This is a genomic window from Streptomyces sp. NRRL S-337 (genome assembly GCF_000720175.1).
In the GTDB taxonomy this organism is placed as follows: Bacteria; Actinomycetota; Actinomycetes; order Streptomycetales; family Streptomycetaceae; genus Streptomyces; species Streptomyces siderophoricus.
Window position 1 is genome coordinate 85,558 of the sequence record NZ_JOIX01000004.1, and the last position, 18,562, is coordinate 104,119.

The window sequence follows — 18,562 nt, forward strand, 5'->3', positions numbered from 1 at the left end:
CGGCGCGCCGGCTCACAGCGGCGCCTCCCAGACCACCGTCGTGCCCGCGCCGTCCTCGCCCACCCCGGGCCCGTACGTGCTGGAGCCGCCCAGCGACTCCGCGCGCTTGGTGAGGTTCTGCAGGCCGCTGCGCCGGCCGCCGGACGGTATGCCGATGCCGTCGTCGGCGACGGTCAGCCGGACCCCGTCGGTGCCGTCCGGCAGCCGGATCGTCGCATCGACGACGACGTCGATCCGGGAGGCGTGGGCGTGCCGGAAGGCGTTGGACAGTGCCTCGCGCAGCGCGGCGATCAGGTTCTTGGCGGTCAGCTCGCCGATCCGGGAGTCGACCGGACCGACGAAATGGGCCGACGGCTGGAAGCCGAGCGGTGCGGCGGCGGTACCGATCTCGCGCAGCACCCGGGTCCGCAAACCCGACGGCGCCTCCACCGGGCCCTGCTGGAGCGCGAAGATCGCGGTCCGGATCTCCTGGATGGTGACGTCCAGTTCGTCGACGGCCTTGCCGATGCCCGCCGCCACCTCCGGGACGACGGACCTGCGCTGGGCGCCCTCCAGCATCATGCCGGTCGCGAAGAGCCGCTGGATGACGAGGTCGTGCAGGTCACGGGCGATCCGGTCGCGGTCCTCGTAGACCGCCAGCCGCTCCCGGTCGCGCTGGGCGTCGGCCAGTACCAGTGCCAGCGCGGCCTGCGCGGCGAACTGGGTGGCCAGCGTCCGCTCGACGGCGGAGAACGGACGGGCGCCCCGGGACCGCGGGGTGGCGAGGGTACCCAGAACCCGGCCGCCGCTCTTGAGCGGCAGCAGCATGCTGGGCCCGAAACGGGCCGCGATGTCGGTGACCATCCGGGGGTCGCTGGCCGAGTCGTCGACGAACACCGGCTCGCCGTCGAGGAGTTGACGGGCCACCGGGCTGTCGGGCGGGATGTGCGTCCCCAGGATGCCGGTGGGGTCGTCAGCCGATACGGCGACGATCTCCAGCCCGCCCTCGTCGTCGGGCAGCAGCACGATGCCCGCCGCCGAATCCGCCAGCTTTCTGGCCTGCTCGGCAACCACGGCGAGCGCGTCGTCGACGTCGCTGCCCGCCAGGAGTTCGGTCGTCACCGCCACCGAACCGTCGATCCACCGTTCCCGCTGGCGGGTCGCCGCGTACACCCGGGCGTTGCCGATCGCGATGCCCGCCTCCGTGGCGAGCACCCGCACCATGTGCAGGTCCTCCTCGCTGAACTCCCCGCCGCCGCGCTTCTCGGTCAGGTAGAGGTTGCCGAAGATCTCACCCTGGACGCGGATCGGCACCCCCAGGAAGGTGCGCATCGGCGGGTGCTCCGGGGGAAAGCCGGCCGAGCGCGGGTCCTGGGCGAGGTCGGCGAGCCGCAGCGGTTGAGGGTCGTGGATGAGCGCGCCGAGCAGCCCCTTGTGGCCGTCCGGGAGCGCGCCGATCCGCTCGTGCTCCCGCGCGCCGACGCCGTACGTCACGAAGTCCGAGAGCCCCTCGCGGGCGTCGTCGATGATCCCGATGGCGGCGTAGCGCGCGTCGGCGAGTTCGGCCGCGGTCTGCACGATCCGGTCGAGCGTGATGTGCAGATCGAGCCCCGCGCCGACCGTGCGCATCGCCTCCAGGAGCTGCGGCACCCGGGCGGTCAGCTCGGAGGACAGGCCCTGCAGGCTGCGGGTGGCCTCGGTCGCGGCGTGCAGGGGGTCGGGGGTGGGCGGGTCCGTGCGGGCGGCGGCGCGATCCATGCCCTTGAGCCTAATGAGACGCCATATAAGAGGCCATTTACCCGCAAACCCGTCAGAGCGCCGGTGCCATGCCGTAGGCCGCGTCCACCGCCCGTTCGCGCTCCAGCATCCGCCGGAACGGGCCGTCGGCCGCGGCCAGCTCCGCCGGGCCGCCACGCTGCACGACGCGTCCGCCGTCCAGCACCAGCACCTCGTCGACGGCGTCGAGCCCGGTGAGGCGATGGGTGATCAGAAGCGTCGTCCGGCCCTCGGTCGCGGCCAGCAGATCGGCGGTCAGCGCGTCGGCGGTGGCCAGGTCGAGGTGCTCGGCCGGCTCGTCCAGGACGAGCACCGGGAAGTCCGCGAGCAGTGCACGGGCCAGCGCCAGCCGCTGCCGCTGGCCGCCGGAGAGCCGGGCACCGTGCTCGCCGACCATGGTGTCCAGGCCGTCGGGCAGCCCGCGCACCCAGTCGGCGAGCCGGGCCCGGCCGAGCGCGTCCCACAACACCCGGTCCCCGTCCTCGCCCGGACCGGTGCTCCGGTCCTGCAGCGCCAGCCGGAGGTTCTCCCGCAGCGAGCTGTCGAAGAGGTGCGCGTCCTGCGCGCACAGCCCAACCAGCCGCCGGACCGCGTCCCCGTCCAGCGCCTGGGCGTCCGTTCCGCCCAGCGTGTACGTGCCCGCCTCCCGGTCCAGGAAGCGCAGCAGCACCTGCGCCAGGGTGGTCTTGCCGGACCCGGACGGGCCGACCACGGCGATCCGGCGGCCGGCCGCCAGCGTGAGGTCCACCCCGTCCAGGGCGGGCCGGTCCTGCCCGGCGTGGCGGGCGGTCAGACCGCGAACGACCAGCGGGAACGGCGTCCCCGGGGCCGTCGCGGGGGCGGCCGGCTCGCGCACCGGTGCGGGCGCGTCCAGCACCTCGAAGACCCGCTCGGCCGCGCGCCGGGTCCGCTGCCGGTACTGCACGGCGAGCGGCAGCCCGGTGACCGCCTCGAACGCGGCGAGCGGGGTGAGCACGACGACCGCCAGCGCCACCCCGTCCAGCCGCCCGGCGTGCACCGCCTGGACGCCGACGACCGCGGCGGCGACGACGGTCAGCCCGCACAGCAGCGCCGAGAGCCCGGCGCCGGTGCCCGCCACGGTCGCCGACCGGGCCGCGATCCGGGTCAGCTCGCGGTCCGCCCGCCGCACCGCTTCCGTACGGGCCGGCAGCGCGCCGGCCACCGTCAACTCGGCGGTCCCGGTGAGCAGATCGACGACCCGGGTGGCGAGCCGGCCACGGGCCGGGGCCAGCTGCCGCTCCGCCCGCCGGGCCAGCGCGGCCGAGATCAGCGGCACCCCGGCTCCCGCGAGCAGCAGCCCGGCGGCCAGGATCGCGCCGGCCTCGGGCAGCAGCCAGCCGGTGAAGCCGACCGCGCCCGCGCCGACCAGCGCCGCCGCCCCCGCGGGCAGCAGCCAGCGCAGGAAGTGGTCCTGCACCGCATCGACGTCGGCGACCAGCCGCGACAGCAGATCGCCGCGCCGGCGCCCGGCGAGCCCGGCCGGCGCCAGCCGCTCCAGCCGCCGGAAGACGGCGACCCGGACGTCCGCGAGCATGCGGAAGACCGCGTCGTGGGAGACCAGTCGCTCGGCGTACCGGAAGACCGCGCGCCCGATGCCGAACGCCCTGGTCGCGGTCACCGCCACCATCAGGTACAGCACCGGCGGCTGCTGCGCGGCCCGCGAGATCAGCCAGCCGGACGTGGCCATCAGGCCGACCGCGCTGCCCAGGGCGAGGCTGCCGAGCAGCAGCGCCAGCGCGAACCGCGCCCGCCGGGCCCGCGCCATCCGCCGCAGGCGGGCCGGGGCGGAGGCACGGGTGGGGGCGAGGTCGAGCCCTTCGTTGGGCTCGGCGGTGAGGTCCGGAGCGGGATCGGCGGGGGCGGCCGGAGCCGCGCCCCGGCCCGCTCGTACGCCCGCGTCCACAGCCGGTTCCCGCACGTCAGAAGCGATGCCCGGCAGCCGCACCACCCGGTCGGCCACCGCCAGCAGCGCCGGGCGGTGGACGACGAGCAGCACGGTCCGGCCCGCGGCGAGCCGGCCGACCGCGGCGACGATCGCCTCCTCGGTCTCGCCGTCCAGACTCGCGGTCGGCTCGTCCAGCAGCAGGATCGGGCGGTCGGCGAGGAAAGCCCGGGCCAGCGCCAGCCGCTGCCGCTGGCCGGCGGAGAGCCCGGCACCGGATTCGCCGAGCCGGGTCGCCAGGCCGTCGGGGAGCGCCTCGACGAAGTCCAGCGCACCGGCGTCCGCGAGCGCGGTGCGTACGGCCGCGTCGTCCGCGTCCGGCCGCGCCAGCCGTACGTTCTCGGCGACGGTCCCGGCGAACAGCTGCGGACGCTGGGGCACCCAGGCGATCCGCTGCCGCCAGCTGTCGGGGGAGAGTTCGGCGATGTCGCGGCCGTCGACGAGGGCCCGGCCCCCGGTCGGCGCGGTGAGGCCGAGGAGCACGCTGAGCAGCGTGGACTTGCCCGCGCCCGAGGGGCCGACCAGGGCGACGGTCTCGCCGGGCCGGACCTCGAACGAGGTGGCGGGCAGCGAGTCCGCGGCCCGTCCCGGGTGGCGGACCACGAGGTTCTCGACGGTCAGCGCGGTGCCCTCGGGCGCCGGTGCGGTGCCGGGCGTGGGCAGCGGCGCTTCCAGCACGGCGAAGATCTCCTCCGCCGCGGCGAGCCCCTCGGCCGCCGCGTGGTACTGCGCGCCCACCTGCCGCAGTGGCAGGTACGCCTCGGGCGCGAGCACCAGCACCATCAGCCCGGTGTACAGATCGAGTTCGCCGTTCACCAGCCGCATGCCGATGCCGACCGCGACCAGGGCGACGGAGATCGTGGCGAGCAGTTCCAGGGCGAACGAGGAGAGGAAGGCGATCCGCAGGGTGCGCAGCGTCGCGCGCCGGTACTCGCCGGTGATGGTGCGGATCGCGGCGGCCTGGGCCTTGGCCCGGCCGAAGACCTTGAGGGTGGGCAGGCCCTCGACGACGTCGAGGAAGTGCCCGGACAGCCGGGCCAGCAGCCGCCACTGGCGGTCCATCCGCGACTGGGTGGCCCAGCCGATGAGGATCATGAAGAGCGGGATCAGCGGCAGCGTGAGGACGATCGTCAGCGCGGAGATCCAGTCGCCGGTGACGATCCGGGCCAGGACCGCGACCGGGACGACGACCGCCAGCCCCAGCTGCGGCAGATAGCGGGAGAAGTAGTCGTCGAGGGCGTCGATACCGCGGGTGGCGAGCGTGGTCAGCTCACCGGTGGCCCGCTCCGGACGCTGCCGCGCCGCCCGCTCGACCAGCCGCATCCGCAGCTCGGACTTGACCGCCGCGCCGGCGCGGTGCGCGGCCAGCTCGGTGAGCCAGGAGACCAGACCACGCCCCACGGACACCGCGGCGAGCAGCGCCAGGGGAGTGGCCAGACCGCCGGGACCGAGGCCGTGCCGGAAGGCACCGACCACGATCTCGGCGATCAGCATCGCCTGGCCGACGACCAGGCCCGCTCCGGCCAGCCCGAGGACCACCACCGCGATCAGGAAGCCGCGGGTGGCGTGGGCGTAACGGAGCAGGCGCGGGTCGACGGGTTTCACGTGAAACATTCCATCCTGCCGGGCCGCCCCGAGGGGCGGCGTATCGGCTAGTGGGATTCGGCGATGTGCTGGGTACCGATGCGCTTACGGAACACCCAGTACGTCCAGCCCTGGTAGAGCATCACGAGGGGTGCGGCGATCCCTGCGCACCAGGTCAGGATCTTCAGGGTGTAGGGGCTGGACGAGGCGTTGCTGACCGTGAGGCTCCAGCCTTCGTTCAGCGTGGACGGCATGACGTTCGGGAAGAGCGTCAGGAACAGCATGGCGACCGCCGCCGCGATGGTGAGCCCGGAGAAGGCGAACGCCCATCCCTCGCGCCCGATCCTGTTGGCACCCAGCGCCGCGATCAGCGCGACCACAGCGACGATCATGGCGATCAGGCTGCTGCCGTCGCCCTTGTCCGCCTGGGTCCAGCCCAGGAAGCCGAGCGCGAGCACGGCGGCGACCAGTCCGACGACACCCGCCATCCTGCGCGCCCGCTCCCGGATGTCCCCCACCGTCTTGAGCGAGGCGAACACCGCGCCGTGGAACGTGAAGAGCGTGAGCGTGACCAGGCCGCCCAGGATCGCGTACGGGTTGAGCAGGTCGAGCAGGCCGCCGACGTACTCCTTGTGCGCGTCGATCTTCACGCCGTGCACGATGTTGCCGAACGCCACGCCCCACAGCACCGCGGGCAGCAGCGAGGTCCAGAAGATCGCGTGCTCCCAGTTGCGCTGCCAGCGCTCCTCGGGCCGCTTGGCGCGGTACTCGAAGGCCACGCCGCGCACGATCAGGCAGACCAGGATGAGCAGCAGCGGCAGGTAGAAGCCGGAGAAGAGGGTGGCGTACCACTCGGGGAAGGCGGCGAAGGTCGCCCCGCCCGCGCTGAGCAGCCAGACCTCGTTGCCGTCCCAGACCGGGCCGATGGTGTTGATCAGTACCCGCTTCTCGCTGCGGTCGCGGGCGAGGAGCTTGGTGAGGACGCCGATCCCGAAGTCGAATCCTTCGAGGAAGAAGTATCCGGTCCACAGGACGGCGATGAGAACGAACCAGACGTCGTGGAGTTGCACGGTCGCCTCCTAGTACGAGAAGGCCATCGGCCGGTCGGCGTCGGCGCTGTCCCCGCCGATCTTGGTGGGCGGGTTGAGGTCGGTGTCGGTGAGCTCCTGGGGACCGGCCTTGATGTACTTCACCAGCAGCTTGACCTCGACCACGGCGAGGATCGCGTAGAGCGTGGTGAAGACGATCATCGAGGTGAGCACCTCGCCCTGCGAGACGCCGGGGGAGACCGCGTCGGAAGTGCGCAGCACGCCGTAGACGACCCAGGGCTGACGGCCCGTCTCGGTGAAGATCCAGCCCCACGAGTTCGCGATCAGCGGGAATCCGAGGGTGACGAAGGCGAGCGACCAGTACCACTTGCTGAGGCGGGCGCCGAGCACCCTGTTCTTGGTGAGCGCGAGCTTCGGTGGTTCCTCGTCGCCCGTGCGCAGCCCGGGCGACAGCCAGAACTTCTTGCGGGTGAGCCAGAGCCCGGCGAGCCCGATGGCGAACGACGACATGCCGAAGCCGATCATCCAGCGGAAGCCCCAGTAGGCGACGGGGATGTTGGGCCGGTAGTCGCCGGGGCCGAACTTCTGCTGCTCGGACCTGTTGACGTCGTTGATGCCGGGGACCGGCGAGGAGAAGTCGTCATGGGCCAGGAACGAGAGCAGGCCGGGTATCTCGATGGCCACCTTGTTGTGGCCCTTCTCCACGTCTCCGTAGGCGAAGACCGAGAACGGCGCCGGCGCCTCCTTGTCCCAGAGCGCCTCAGCGGCGGCCATCTTCATCGGCTGCTGCTTGAACATGACCTTGCCGAGCGTGTCACCGCTGACCGCGGTGAGGATGCCGGCGATGACCAGGGTGATCAGCCCGAGCCGCAGCGAGGTCCGCATGACCTTGATGTGCTTCTTGCGCATCAGGTGGAAGGCGGAGATGCCGACCATGAACGCGGCGCCCGTGAGGAAGGCGGCGGTCAGCGTGTGGAAGACGACGACCAGGGTGGTGTCCTGGGTCAGCACCTTCCAGAAGTCGGTGAGCTCGGCGCGTCCGGTGGTGGCGTTGTACTTGTAGCCCACCGGGTGCTGCATCCAGGAGTTCGCGGCCAGGATGAAGTACGCCGACAGGATCGTGCCTATGGAGACCATCCACATGCAGAAGCAGTGGATCTTCTTGGGCAGCTTGTCCCAGCCGAAGATCCACAGGCCGATGAAGGTCGACTCGAAGAAGAACGCGATGAGCGCCTCGAAGGCCAGCGGGGCACCGAAGACGTCACCGACGAACCGCGAGTAGTCGGACCAGTTCATGCCGAACTGGAACTCCTGCACGATGCCGGTGACGACACCCATCGCGATGTTGATCAGAAACAGCTTGCCCCAGAACTTCGTGGCCTTGAGGTACTGCTGCTTGCCCGTGCGCACCCATGCGGTCTCGAGTCCGGCCACCAGAGCGGCGAGGGAGATCGTCAGGGGGACGAAGAGGAAGTGGTAGACGGTGGTGATGCCGAATTGCCATCGCGCCAGTGTCTCCGGCGCCAAGGCCAGTTCCATGCCGTGCTCCTTACCTCGCCGTTTGCCAACGGCAATGTCCCTTTTGCGTCACACAAAGCGGTTCATACCGGGACGTGCTTGTGAACGCGTTCACATTCACAAGCAATTATCTCCCATGCCTCCTCGCCCTTGGGCAAGGGGGGTACGTGACCGCGGTCACGCTTGAATCCATGGCGCATGAACACGTCCGCCGAGGTTGCGGGGGCCCTTCTCCGAGTGTGGACACCCTCCTCCTCAAGGCTTCAACACATTGTTGAATTCATCGCCATGAAGATCCGCATCACCTGGCCCGCCGGGCAATTGACCGCGACCCTCGACGACACCCCGACCACGACGGCGCTCATGGCCGCCCTCCCGGTCGACGCCACCGCCCACACCTGGGGCGAGGAGGTCTACTTCGACACCGGACTCTCGCCCGCGCTGGAACCCGACGCCCGCCAGGTCGTCGAGGCCGGCACCGTCGCCTTCTGGCCACCGGGCAACGCCCTCGCGCTCCCCTACGGCCCCACGCCGATCTCCGAGGGCGACGAACCCCGGCTGGCTTCCCCCTGCAACGTGCTGGGCCGTATCGACGGCGATCCGCGGGCACTGGCCACCGTCCGCAGCGGCGACCCCATCCACGTACAGCAGGCGTGAGCAGCCCCGCACACCACGCCGAAGGCCGCGGGTCGACGGACCCGCGGCCTTTGCCGTGCCACTCCTCTGCAACGCCTTGCAGCGCCTTCCGGTGCGCCTGCCGGCGCCTTTCAGCGGCTTACAGCGCCTTGCGGAACTCCTCCGCGGCCTGCAGGAACAGATCCATCGCCGCGGTCTCCCCGATCGTGACCCGGACGCCCTCACCGGCGAACGGCCGCACCACCACGCCGGCCCGCTCACAGGCCGCCGCGAAGTCGGTCGTCCGGTCCCCCAGCCGCAGCCAGACGAAGTTGGCCTGGGTCTCGGGCACCGTCCAGCCCTGCCCGAGCAGCCCGTCGACCACCCGCGCCCGCTCGGCCACCAGGGCGTCCACCCGCTCCAGCAGGGCCTGCTCGCTGCGTAGCGACGCCACCGCCGCTTCCTGCGCGAGCTGGCTCACCCCGAACGGCACCGCCGTCTTGCGCAGCGCGGCGGCCACCGGCTCGTGCGCCACCGCGAAGCCCACCCGCAGCCCCGCCAGGCCGTACGCCTTGGAGAAGGTCCGCAGCACGCAGACGTTGGGACGGTCACGGTAGATCTCGATCCCGTCCGGCACCTCGGGGTCGCGGATGAACTCGCGGTACGCCTCGTCCAGCACCACCAGGACGTCGCCCGGCACCCGGTCCAGGAACGACTCCAGCTCCGCACGGCGGACGACGGTGCCGGTGGGGTTGTTGGGGTTGCAGACGAAGATCAGCCGGGTCCGGTCGGTGATCGCGGCGAGCATCGCTTCGAGATCGTGCACCTCACCGGAGGTCAGCGGAACCTGCACGGAGGTGGCCCCGGACACCTGGGTGATGATCGGGTACGCCTCGAACGACCGCCAGGCGTAGATCACTTCGTCGCCCGGTCCGGCAGTCGACTGGATCAGCTGCTGGGCCACGCCCACCGAGCCGGTGCCGGTCGCCAGATGCTCCACCGGCACCGAGAACCGGTCGGCCAGCTCCGCCATCAGGCCCGTGCAGGCCATGTCCGGGTAACGGTTGAAGGACCCCGCAGCGGTCACCGCGCTCTCCAGGACGCCCGGCAGCGGCGGATAGGGGTTCTCGTTGGAGGACAGCTTGTAGGTGACGGGACCGTCGGCCGGCGCCGGCCGCCCCGGCTTGTAGGTGGGGATGCCGTCCAGCGCCGCACGCAGCTTCGGGGTCTTCTCGCTCACCGCAGGTCCTCCTCGACCGTCCCGTCCATCTCCAATACTGCACACCTTAAGAGGATTGACCCGTTCGGCGGCAGCCCCGGCAGGGATCGGGCGCCCGGCACATCCCTCCCGCACCCGTGCACCAAGATCACCCGGACGGAGCCGGCGTGAGACCTTCGGGGCGCGCCCCACTCGCAGCCGCGCGCCGGTGGCCTACGCCGTGGCGCGCGTCCCTCGTCAAGGTGACTTGAGACCTCTTCGAGACCTGAACCGATGGACAGGTCGAGCCAGCAATTCTCCCCTCAAACAGCCAGCACAATCGCCAACTCTCCTTATTTATAAGGTATATGACGGCAGAACACCTTGCAGAAACGTGCCTTTCCACCGTCGCAGTCAACGCCCCGCGAATGGCCCTATCGAGCCCTACTATCGGCTCGCCATGACAGCAGCAGGGAAGCACCAGGTGAGCCGGGCGACCGGTCGCCGGCTGGGGCGGGCGGGCATCCGCGATGTGGCCGCCGCAGCCGGTGTGTCGATCACGACCGTCTCCGACGCGCTCAACGGCAAGGGCCGGCTTCCGGATGCCACCCGTAGCCACGTCCGCGAGGTGGCCGACCGGCTGGGCTACCGCCCGTCCGCCGCCGCCCGCACCCTCCGTACCGGCAAGTCGGGGCTCCTCGGCCTGACCGTGACCACGTACGGGGATGAACCTTTCACCTTCACCGAGTTCGCGTACTTCGCCGAGATGGCCAGAGCGGCCACCTCCGCGGCCCTGGCCCGCGGCTACGCGCTGGTCATCCTCCCCGCGACCTCCCGGCACGACGTGTGGTCCAACGTCGCCCTGGACGGCACGGTCGTCATCGACCCCGCCGACGGCGACCCGGTCGTGACCGAGCTCGTCCGGCACGGCATCCCGGTGGTCTCCGACGGCCGTCCCGGCGGCGCCCTGCCGGTCACCGGATGGGTCGACAACGACCACGAGGCCGCCGTCCTCGGCCTCCTCGACCACCTCGCCGACGCCGGCGCCCGCCGCATCGGCCTGCTCACCGGCACCACCACCGACACCTACACCCGCCTTTCGACCACGGCGTACCTGCACTGGTGCGAGCGGGTCGGGCAGGATCCGGTCTACGAGTCGTACCCGGCCCACGACCCGTGCGCGGGCGCGGTGGCCGCCGACCGGCTGCTGGCCCGCCCGGACCGGCCGGACGCCGTGTACGGCCTCTTCGATCCCAACGGCACCGATCTGCTCGCCGCCGCCCGGCGCTACGGCCTGCGCGTCCCGGAGGACCTGCTGCTGGTCTGCTGCAGCGAATCCACCGTCTACGCCACGACCGAACCGCCGATCACCACGCTCTCCCTCAAGCCGCGCCGGATCGGCACCGCCGTCGTGCAGATCCTCATCGACGCCATCGAGGGGCTCGACACCGGACGCCCGATCGAGCAGGTGATACCGACCGATCTGATCGTGCGCACCTCCTCCCAGCGGCGGCCCCCGCGCACGACCATCAGCCCGCCACGAGGACCCGCCGGCGACTGAACGTGCCGCCGAACACGAACGAGCGGGCGCGCCGGACGACGCCGGGGCGCCCGCGTTGACGCCAGGGGCGCACGCGTTGACGCAGAAAAAACAGGGCGATCTCGGGAGAAATCAGCCGTGAATGCCAGGCTCCAGCGGATTGACCACCCCCGGGTGCGTCACAACCCGCGACCGGCATTCCTATGATGGGCGCACGACACCGCGGACCGCCGTCGACCAGGCAAGGTCCGAGAGGTGCACGGCGGCGCAACGGTGGAGGGGTCGATGACTCAGGGGGCCAGTCAGGAACCCATGGTGTGGACCATGGGTGGACAAGCTCCGGCGTCCGCTCCGCCGCCCGGAATGTCCGGATCCCCCGTGCCGCCGGCCGGCCCGCCGCTCCATCTGCCCGCCGGCCCCCCGGTCGCGCCGCCCACCGCGCCCCCCGCGGTGCCGCCGGCCGCGCCGCCGGTCGAGCTGCCCGAGGACTACACCCCGACCGCCCGCGACCTGCCGGTCGTCACCCCGGGCCGTACCGACACGCTCATCGACCAGCCGTCCGTCGCGCCGGTCCCCGACCCGGCCAGGAGCTCCGACGCGCCCGAGGGCATGGGCCCCCTCTACGTCGTCGGCGATGTGCACGGCTACTACGACGAGCTGCGCGAGGCGCTGGCCGCCGAGGGCCTGATCGACGCCGACGGCAGCTGGGCGGCCGGCAACGCCCGGCTGTGGTTCCTCGGCGACTTCACCGACCGCGGCCCGGACGGCATCGGCGTGATCGACCTGGTCATGCAGCTGTCCGCGGAGGCCGCGGCGGCCGGCGGCTACTGCAAGGCCCTGATGGGCAATCACGAACTGCTGCTGCTGGGCGCCAAGCGGTTCGGCGACACCCCCGTGCAGTCCGGCGCCGGCACCGCCTCGTTCCAGGCCGCCTGGCTCCTCAACGGCGGCCAGAAGACCGACATGGACCGCCTGGAGGACCACCACCTGCAGTGGATGGCCCGGCTGGACGCCGTGATGGAGGAGGACGGGCATCTGCTCGTGCACTCCGACACCACCGCCTACCTCGAATACGGCGACTCCATCGAGGCCGTCAACGACACCGTCCACGAGGTCCTCACCCGCAGCGACGCCGACGAAGTCTGGGACCTCTTCCGGAAGTTCACCAAGCGCTTCGCCTTCCGCGACGAGTCCGGCTCGCAGGCCGTACGCGAACTCCTGGACGCCTACGGCGGCGACCGCGTCGTGCACGGCCACAGCCCGATCCCGTACCTCCTGGGCGAGGTCGGCACGGAGGACGGCGAGGGCGACGGCATCGCGGTCGACGGTCCCCACGTCTACGCCGACGGTCTGGCCATCGCCATGGACGGCGGCATCACGATGGCCGGAAAGCTGCTGGTCGTCCAACTCCCCCTGACTGGCTGAGCGTTCCCGGGGCAGGTATCCCCCGGACCGGCGGGACGACCGGTGCGGGCAGGAACGAGGGGAGACACCGGCGGGATCCGGTCGGGCGGTTACTCAAATTCCGCAAACTCTCTGTCACCCCGTACCGGAGTCGCTCTACCATCGGTCTATCCGTAGCAGGCTCTCCTCCGTTTCCGCCCACTGCCCGGCCCACGCCGGCCGTACGGCCCTACGGAGCATCGGGGGATGCACATGAACAGCGCTCCGCACCTGCTGAACGAGGACCGCGCGGAATTCGCGCGGCTCCTTGATGAGGCGCTGCGTACCGCGGAATACCGCCCGGACGACCTCACCGCCGCCACGGGAAAGCATCTGAACAACGAGCAGTTGCGCACGATGGCGCTCAGCGCGACCACCGCCATCGCCGCCTGCGCAACGGCCGAATACCAACGCTATGTCCAGCTCCGTGCCGAGCTGCGGACACCGGCACCGGCCGCATCCGGCCCGGCGTCCGGCCCCGCGGCGCCCGCCGGGGAGCACGAGGAGGACGCCGAGGGGGGACCGGGACCGGCCACCGACCCGGCCGCGAACGGGGCCGGAAACACCGGTGCCGGGCTGGCGGCCGCGGTCACCGTGCTCGCCCCCGTCCTCGCCGGTATCGCCGCCGTGCTCTTCCTCGTCATCGGCTACGTCCTGCGCGCGGTCAGCCCCGACAAGTCGCTCGCGCAGCCGCTGATCAGCGTCGGCTGGGTGTTCGCGGCACTCACCGCGGCCGGCTCCCTGGTCGCGATGACCTGCCTGGTCGTCACCGCACTGCGCAACGGCCCGTCCGCCGAGTCCGCCAGAGTCGACGAGCTGTACGAGGCCCTGGAGCAGGCCCGGGAGGCGTGGCGGCGCGCCCTGCTGGAGCGCGGGCTGCTGCCCTTTCTGCGCGAGGCGCTCGCCGACCCCACGGCCACTCCGGACGACGACCCGGTCCGCTACGTCCCCCGCCGCGCCCCGGCCTCCGAGAGCCGCATCCCGACCCTCGGTTACACCCGCCCCGAGTTCTCCAGTCCCGAAAGCGGCTCCCCGGCCTCCCGCCCGCGCTACTCCAGCCCGGACTTCACCAGCCCGGATCACGGGAGGCCGGACGAGGGGGCGGACTAGGAACCGGGCGGCGCTCGGAACCGGGTGGCGCTGGGAACCGGACGGCGCTCGGAACCGGGTGGCGGAGGCGGCGGGGAGGCCCTGTTGGGGCCCCATCCCTGTTTGGGGCCCCAACCACGTTGGGGCCCCAAACACACCGTCAGCCGGTCAGTCCGCCAGCGGCAGGTACACCCGGTTCCCCGCTGCCGCGAACTCCTTCGACTTCTCCAGCATCCCGGCCTCGACCTCCTCGGGCGTGGCGTCCGCGTCGCCGCCGAACTGCTCCGTGATGCTCCTGCTGATCTTCATGGAGCAGAACTTCGGCCCGCACATCGAGCAGAAGTGCGCCGTCTTGGCCGGCTCGGCGGGCAGCGTCTCGTCGTGGAAGGCGCGTGCCGTGTCCGGGTCGAGGGCCAGGTTGAACTGGTCCTCCCAGCGGAACTCGAAGCGCGCGTCGGAGAGCGCGTCGTCCCATTCCTGGGCGCCCGGGTGCCCCTTGGCCAGGTCCGCCGCATGGGCCGCGATCTTGTACGTGATCACGCCGGTCTTGACGTCATCGCGGTCCGGCAGGCCCAGGTGCTCCTTGGGCGTGACATAGCAGAGCATCGCGGTACCCCACCAGGCGATCATCGCCGCGCCGATACCGGAGGTGATGTGGTCGTAGGCGGGCGCGATGTCGGTGGTCAGCGGCCCGAGCGTGTAGAACGGGGCCTCCTCGCAGATCTCCTGCTGGAGGTCGATGTTCTCCTTGATCTTGTGCATCGGGACGTGTCCCGGGCCCTCGATCATCGTCTGTACGCCGTGCCGCTTGGCGATGGTGTTCAGCTCGCCGAGCGTCTTCAGCTCCGCGAACTGCGCCTCGTCGTTGGCATCCGCGATGGAGCCGGGGCGCAGGCCGTCACCGAGCGAGTAGGTCACGTCGTAGGAGGCGAGGATCTCGCAGAGCTCCTCGAAGTGCGTGTAGAGGAACGACTCCTTGTGGTGCGCCAGACACCACGCGGCCATGATCGAGCCGCCGCGCGAGACGATGCCGGTCTTGCGGCGGGCGGTGAGCGGGACATAGCGGAGCAGCACACCGGCGTGCACCGTCATGTAGTCCACGCCCTGTTCGGCCTGCTCGATGACGGTGTCCTTGTAGATCTCCCAGGTCAGCTCCTCCGCCTTGCCGTCGACCTTCTCCAGCGCCTGGTAGAGCGGGACGGTGCCGATCGGGACGGGGGAGTTGCGCAGCACCCACTCGCGGGTGGTGTGGATGTTGCGTCCGGTGGAGAGGTCCATGACCGTGTCCGCGCCCCAGCGCGTCGCCCAGGTCATCTTCTCCACCTCCTCCTCGATGGAGGAAGTGACCGCCGAATTACCGATGTTGGCGTTCACCTTCACCAGGAAGTTCTTGCCGATGATCATCGGCTCGATCTCCGGGTGGTTGACGTTGGCCGGCAGCACCGCCCGCCCCGCCGCGATCTCGTCGCGTACGAACTCGGGGCTCACGTTCTCGCGGAGGGCGACGTACTCCATCTCCGCGGTGATCTCGCCGCGCCGCGCGTACGCGAGCTGGGTGACCGCGGCGCCGTTACGGCCGCGCCGCGGCTGGCGCGGGCGGCCGGGGAAGACCGCGTCGAGGTTCTTGAGGCCGCCGCGCGGCGAGGTGTGCTTGAGGCCGTCGTCCTCCGGCCGCAGGGGCCGGCCCGCGTACTCTTCGGTGTCACCGCGGCCGATGATCCAGTTCTCCCGCAGTGGCGCGAGGCCACGGCGGACGTCGGTTTCGATGTTCGGGTCGGTATATGGCCCTGACGTGTCGTAGAGCGTCACGTCCTTGCCGTTGGTGAGGTGCACTCGCCGGACCGGTACCCGCAGGTCCGAGCGCGATCCGGAGACATAGCCCTTGTGCCAGCCGATCTCCTTCGGCTCGCCGCTGGCACCGCTTCCGCTTTCGGGCGTGCGTGCATCCTGCAGAGTCATAAGACCCAACTCCCTACGCCGGCATTACCCGGTAACAGGTTCGGCGGTCGACGCAGCCGTATCCGTCCGCCGGTGTTTCACGTGAAACACGACTGGGACGAAGGTCAGCGCCCTCTCAGCCCGGTGCTCCGAGCTCCCGCGATTGCAAAGGTGGCACCACGGTAGCGGCCGATGCCGTGGAGTGAACAGGGGGCCCGTCGGAACGGAGCGCCGACAGCAGCCGCACGTCTTGCGAGGGCAGCCGGACCTCTTGCGATGATCGGGCGGTGAGCACTCACGAGCCCCACCTTCAGCCCGGCCGTCCGCAGACCGGGCGCCAGCAGTCCGGGCGTCAGCAGTCCGGCGCGCAGGCTGGTCCACTGGCTGGTCCGCAGGCAGGCTCCCAGCCCGGCCTGCAGGGGGATGGGCACGGGCACGAGCATGACCCGGCGCACACCCAAAGCCACGGTCACGGGCACGGGCATGGGCACAGTCATGGCCACGGACCTGCCGCGCCCGTTTCCCGGCATCTGCGCAAGGTGATCGCTGCGGTCCTGATTCCGTTCGCGGCCGCGGTGGCGGTCGGTCTGGCCGTGCTCTGGCCGGGCGGTGCACCGCCGCACAAACCGTCCGGGGTGGGCTTCGACCAGCCCACGGAACGGGCCCGCGTGATCAAGGTGGTGGAGGTCGACTGCGCGGACGTCCATGCCGAGCAGCAGCCCCAGCCGCCGTCGCCGACCGGGCAACGGCCGACCGGGGGAGCGGCGAAGGGAAAGCCCTGCCAGCAGGCGACGATCAAGGTCACCACGGGCGAGAACGCCGGACGCACCTTCCAGACGGTGGTGACGCCGGACGCGCTCCGGCACTACTCCACCGGCCAGGACGTCGTGGTGGCGTACTCCCCCAAGGCGCCGAAGGAGCTCCAGTACTCGGTCAGCGATGTCGACCGGTCCGTGCCGATGTGGATTCTGGCGGGGATCTTCGCCCTGGCGGTCGTCGTCGTGGGACGGCTGCGCGGGGTGCTGGCGCTGGTGGCGCTGGCGGCCAGCTTCGTCGTTCTGACGCTGTTCATCCTGCCGGCGATCCTCCAGGGCTCCGATCCGCTGGTGGTGGCGGTGGTCGGGGGCAGCGCGATCATGCTGATCGCCCTGTACATGTGCCACGGACTGACCGCGCGCACCTCGGTTGCGGTGCTCGGCACGCTCGCGTCGCTGCTGCTGATCGGGCTGCTGGGATCCGTGTTCATCAACTGGGCACTGTTGACCGGCAATACGGACGACACCACGGGTCTGGTGCACGGCCTCTATCCGAACATCGAGATCCGCGGTCTGCTGCTGGCGGGGATCATCATCGGATCCCTGGGTGTGCTCGACGATGTGACGGTCACCCAGACCGCGGCGATCTGGGAGCTACGGGAGGCGGATCCGTCGGCCGGCTGGCGGAAGCTGTACGGCGCGGCAATGCGGATCGGCCGGGATCACATCGCCTCCGTCGTCAACACCCTCGTCCTGGCCTACGCGGGCGCCGCCCTGCCGTTGCTTTTGCTGTTTTCCATCGCACAGAGCAGCGTCGGCACGGTCGCCACGAGCGAGGTGGTGGCCGAGGAGATCGTCCGCACCCTGGTGGGCAGCATCGGCCTGGTCGCCTCGGTACCCCTGACGACGCTACTGGCAGCCCTGGTCGTCGCAGCGGACCGCAAGAAGCCCACCCCACGAGGCAGAGGCGCCCGCCCGGATATCTCGGGGCCCGGGGCTGCAACATCCCCCCTGCCCACCCCCGCCACGCGGGGCTCAGCCGCCCCACCACCCACTCCCGACACGCGTGGCGGAGCCGCCCCATCGGACATCCCCGGCACGTGGGGCGCGGTGGTCCCACCGGACACCTACGAGACGCAGCAGACTGCCGGGACATCAGAGCAAGCCGACGCCACCCCCCGCGCAAACTCCAGCCACCGCGGAGGCCGCGGCAGGCGACGTCGCCGGTGAGCAGGGCGGCGTACGGGGCGACCGGGGACAGGCAGGGGGCCGGGGGCAGGCAGGGGGCCGGGCTGGGCCTGAGCCCGATTGGGCCGAGCCCGATTGGGCCTGAGGCCCGGAGGCTAGGGCCCGGTTGGGCCTGAGCCTCGGGGGCGGGGCAGGGGGGCCGGGGCCCGGCTGGGCCCGAACCCCGGGGGGGCAAGGGGGCAGGGGGGCCAAAGCCCGGTTCGGTCGGGGAGCTCGGGGGTCGCGCCGTGCGCGGGCGGCTTGTGGCCCGGGGGCCGGCGGCTGGGCCAGGAGGCCCCCAGGGCCGGGAGGCCGGGCGGCTGGGGCTCGGTGCGGCCTTGGAGGCCCGGGGGCCGGGAGGGCGTAGGTCCGGGGTGCGGGGCTCGGCGGTGGGCAGGCTCGGGAGGGCAAGAGGTCTGGGCCCGGAGGTCCGGGCCCGGAGGCCCGGAGTCCCGCAGGCTCAGGAAGGCGGAGATCCGAGTCCGGAGGCCTGGAGCCCGGAGGTCGGGAAGGGCCGATGGCCCGGAAGGCTAGGAGGCAAGGGAGCCCAGTACGCGGGCGTGCCCGGAACCCCGGGGCCTGAGGACGCCGCCCCCGGAACTGGGGGGAGACGTTGCCACGTTGGGCAGCCGGAAGCGTGCGACCGGGTCGCGACCCCGTGGGCTCGGCGCGGGGTACGGGAGGTCCGAGAGACGCGGGAGGCCGGGGCGGGAGTCCGAAGCCAGGGCCCCCGGGAGCCGGAGGCGCGGGGCACCCCCAACGCAAGGACGCGACCCCCGGGACGCAGAGGCAAGAGACGTGCGTACGCGGGGACTTGGAGATGCGACCTCCGGGACGGGGACGGGGGACGCGCGAACGCAGAGAGACGGGGACGCAGGGACGCGGGCC

Annotated in this window: 11 protein-coding genes and 1 riboswitch; of the genes, 5 read left to right on the forward strand and 6 right to left on the reverse strand. The window is 71.6% G+C overall.

Going from position 1 to position 18,562, the window contains the following annotated elements:
* Positions 1 to 12: 12 nt before the first annotated feature.
* Genes IG62_RS0105570 through IG62_RS0105585 form a run of 4 tightly spaced genes read right to left on the reverse strand, consistent with a single transcriptional unit; the run spans position 13 to position 7,890 of the window.
* The gene (locus IG62_RS0105570) at positions 13 to 1,737 is read right to left on the reverse strand and encodes a GAF domain-containing protein (RefSeq protein ID WP_030798269.1); all 1,725 of its coding nucleotides are present in this window, start codon (positions 1,735 to 1,737) and stop codon (positions 13 to 15) included.
* Positions 1,738 to 1,789: 52 nt separating this feature from the next.
* Positions 1,790 to 5,332: a thiol reductant ABC exporter subunit CydD gene (gene cydD, locus IG62_RS0105575; protein WP_030798271.1), complete on the reverse strand. Its 3,543-nt coding sequence runs from the start codon at positions 5,330 to 5,332 to the stop codon at positions 1,790 to 1,792.
* Between the two features lie 38 nt (positions 5,333 to 5,370).
* On the reverse strand, positions 5,371 to 6,372 hold the full coding sequence (gene cydB / locus IG62_RS0105580; protein WP_030798273.1) for a cytochrome d ubiquinol oxidase subunit II: 1,002 nt from the start codon (positions 6,370 to 6,372) through the stop codon (positions 5,371 to 5,373).
* Positions 6,373 to 6,381: 9 nt separating this feature from the next.
* On the reverse strand, positions 6,382 to 7,890 hold the full coding sequence (locus IG62_RS0105585) for a cytochrome ubiquinol oxidase subunit I (RefSeq protein ID WP_030798275.1): 1,509 nt from the start codon (positions 7,888 to 7,890) through the stop codon (positions 6,382 to 6,384).
* Between the two features lie 267 nt (positions 7,891 to 8,157).
* On the opposite strand from IG62_RS0105585, the gene IG62_RS0105590 reads away from it, so the two are divergent.
* Complete coding sequence (locus IG62_RS0105590; RefSeq protein WP_030798277.1) at positions 8,158 to 8,526, forward strand: cyclophilin-like fold protein; 369 nt, start codon at positions 8,158 to 8,160, stop codon at positions 8,524 to 8,526.
* Positions 8,527 to 8,644: 118 nt separating this feature from the next.
* Here the strand turns inward: IG62_RS0105590 and hisC are convergent, their stop codons facing one another.
* Entirely contained in the window at positions 8,645 to 9,724 is a 1,080-nt protein-coding gene (hisC, locus tag IG62_RS0105595; RefSeq protein WP_030798279.1) for a histidinol-phosphate transaminase, read from the reverse strand.
* Positions 9,725 to 10,142: 418 nt separating this feature from the next.
* On the opposite strand from hisC, the gene IG62_RS0105600 reads away from it, so the two are divergent.
* From IG62_RS0105600 to IG62_RS0105610, 3 genes are all read left to right on the forward strand, one after another.
* Positions 10,143 to 11,243: a LacI family DNA-binding transcriptional regulator gene (locus IG62_RS0105600; protein ID WP_063755334.1), complete on the forward strand. Its 1,101-nt coding sequence runs from the start codon at positions 10,143 to 10,145 to the stop codon at positions 11,241 to 11,243.
* A gap of 342 nt (positions 11,244 to 11,585) precedes the next feature.
* Positions 11,586 to 12,647, forward strand: coding sequence for a metallophosphoesterase (locus IG62_RS0105605; protein WP_037837829.1), 1,062 nt, complete (start codon positions 11,586 to 11,588; stop codon positions 12,645 to 12,647).
* A 225-nt stretch (positions 12,648 to 12,872) separates the two neighbouring features.
* Positions 12,873 to 13,775, forward strand: a complete 903-nt coding sequence (locus IG62_RS0105610) for a membrane protein (protein WP_030798286.1) — start codon at positions 12,873 to 12,875, stop codon at positions 13,773 to 13,775.
* A gap of 147 nt (positions 13,776 to 13,922) precedes the next feature.
* On the opposite strand, the gene thiC is transcribed toward IG62_RS0105610, so the two are convergent.
* Positions 13,923 to 15,713 carry a phosphomethylpyrimidine synthase ThiC gene (gene thiC, locus IG62_RS0105615; protein ID WP_030798287.1) on the reverse strand — a complete coding sequence of 597 codons (1,791 nt, stop codon included), beginning with the start codon at positions 15,711 to 15,713 and terminating at the stop codon, positions 13,923 to 13,925.
* Positions 15,707 to 15,863, reverse strand: a riboswitch (TPP riboswitch). Its footprint overlaps the gene before it by 7 nt.
* A 116-nt stretch (positions 15,864 to 15,979) precedes the next feature.
* Here thiC and IG62_RS0105620 point away from each other — a divergent pair.
* Positions 15,980 to 17,677, forward strand: coding sequence for a YibE/F family protein (locus tag IG62_RS0105620; protein ID WP_420711046.1), 1,698 nt, complete (start codon positions 15,980 to 15,982; stop codon positions 17,675 to 17,677).
* Positions 17,678 to 18,562 lie beyond the last annotated feature (885 nt).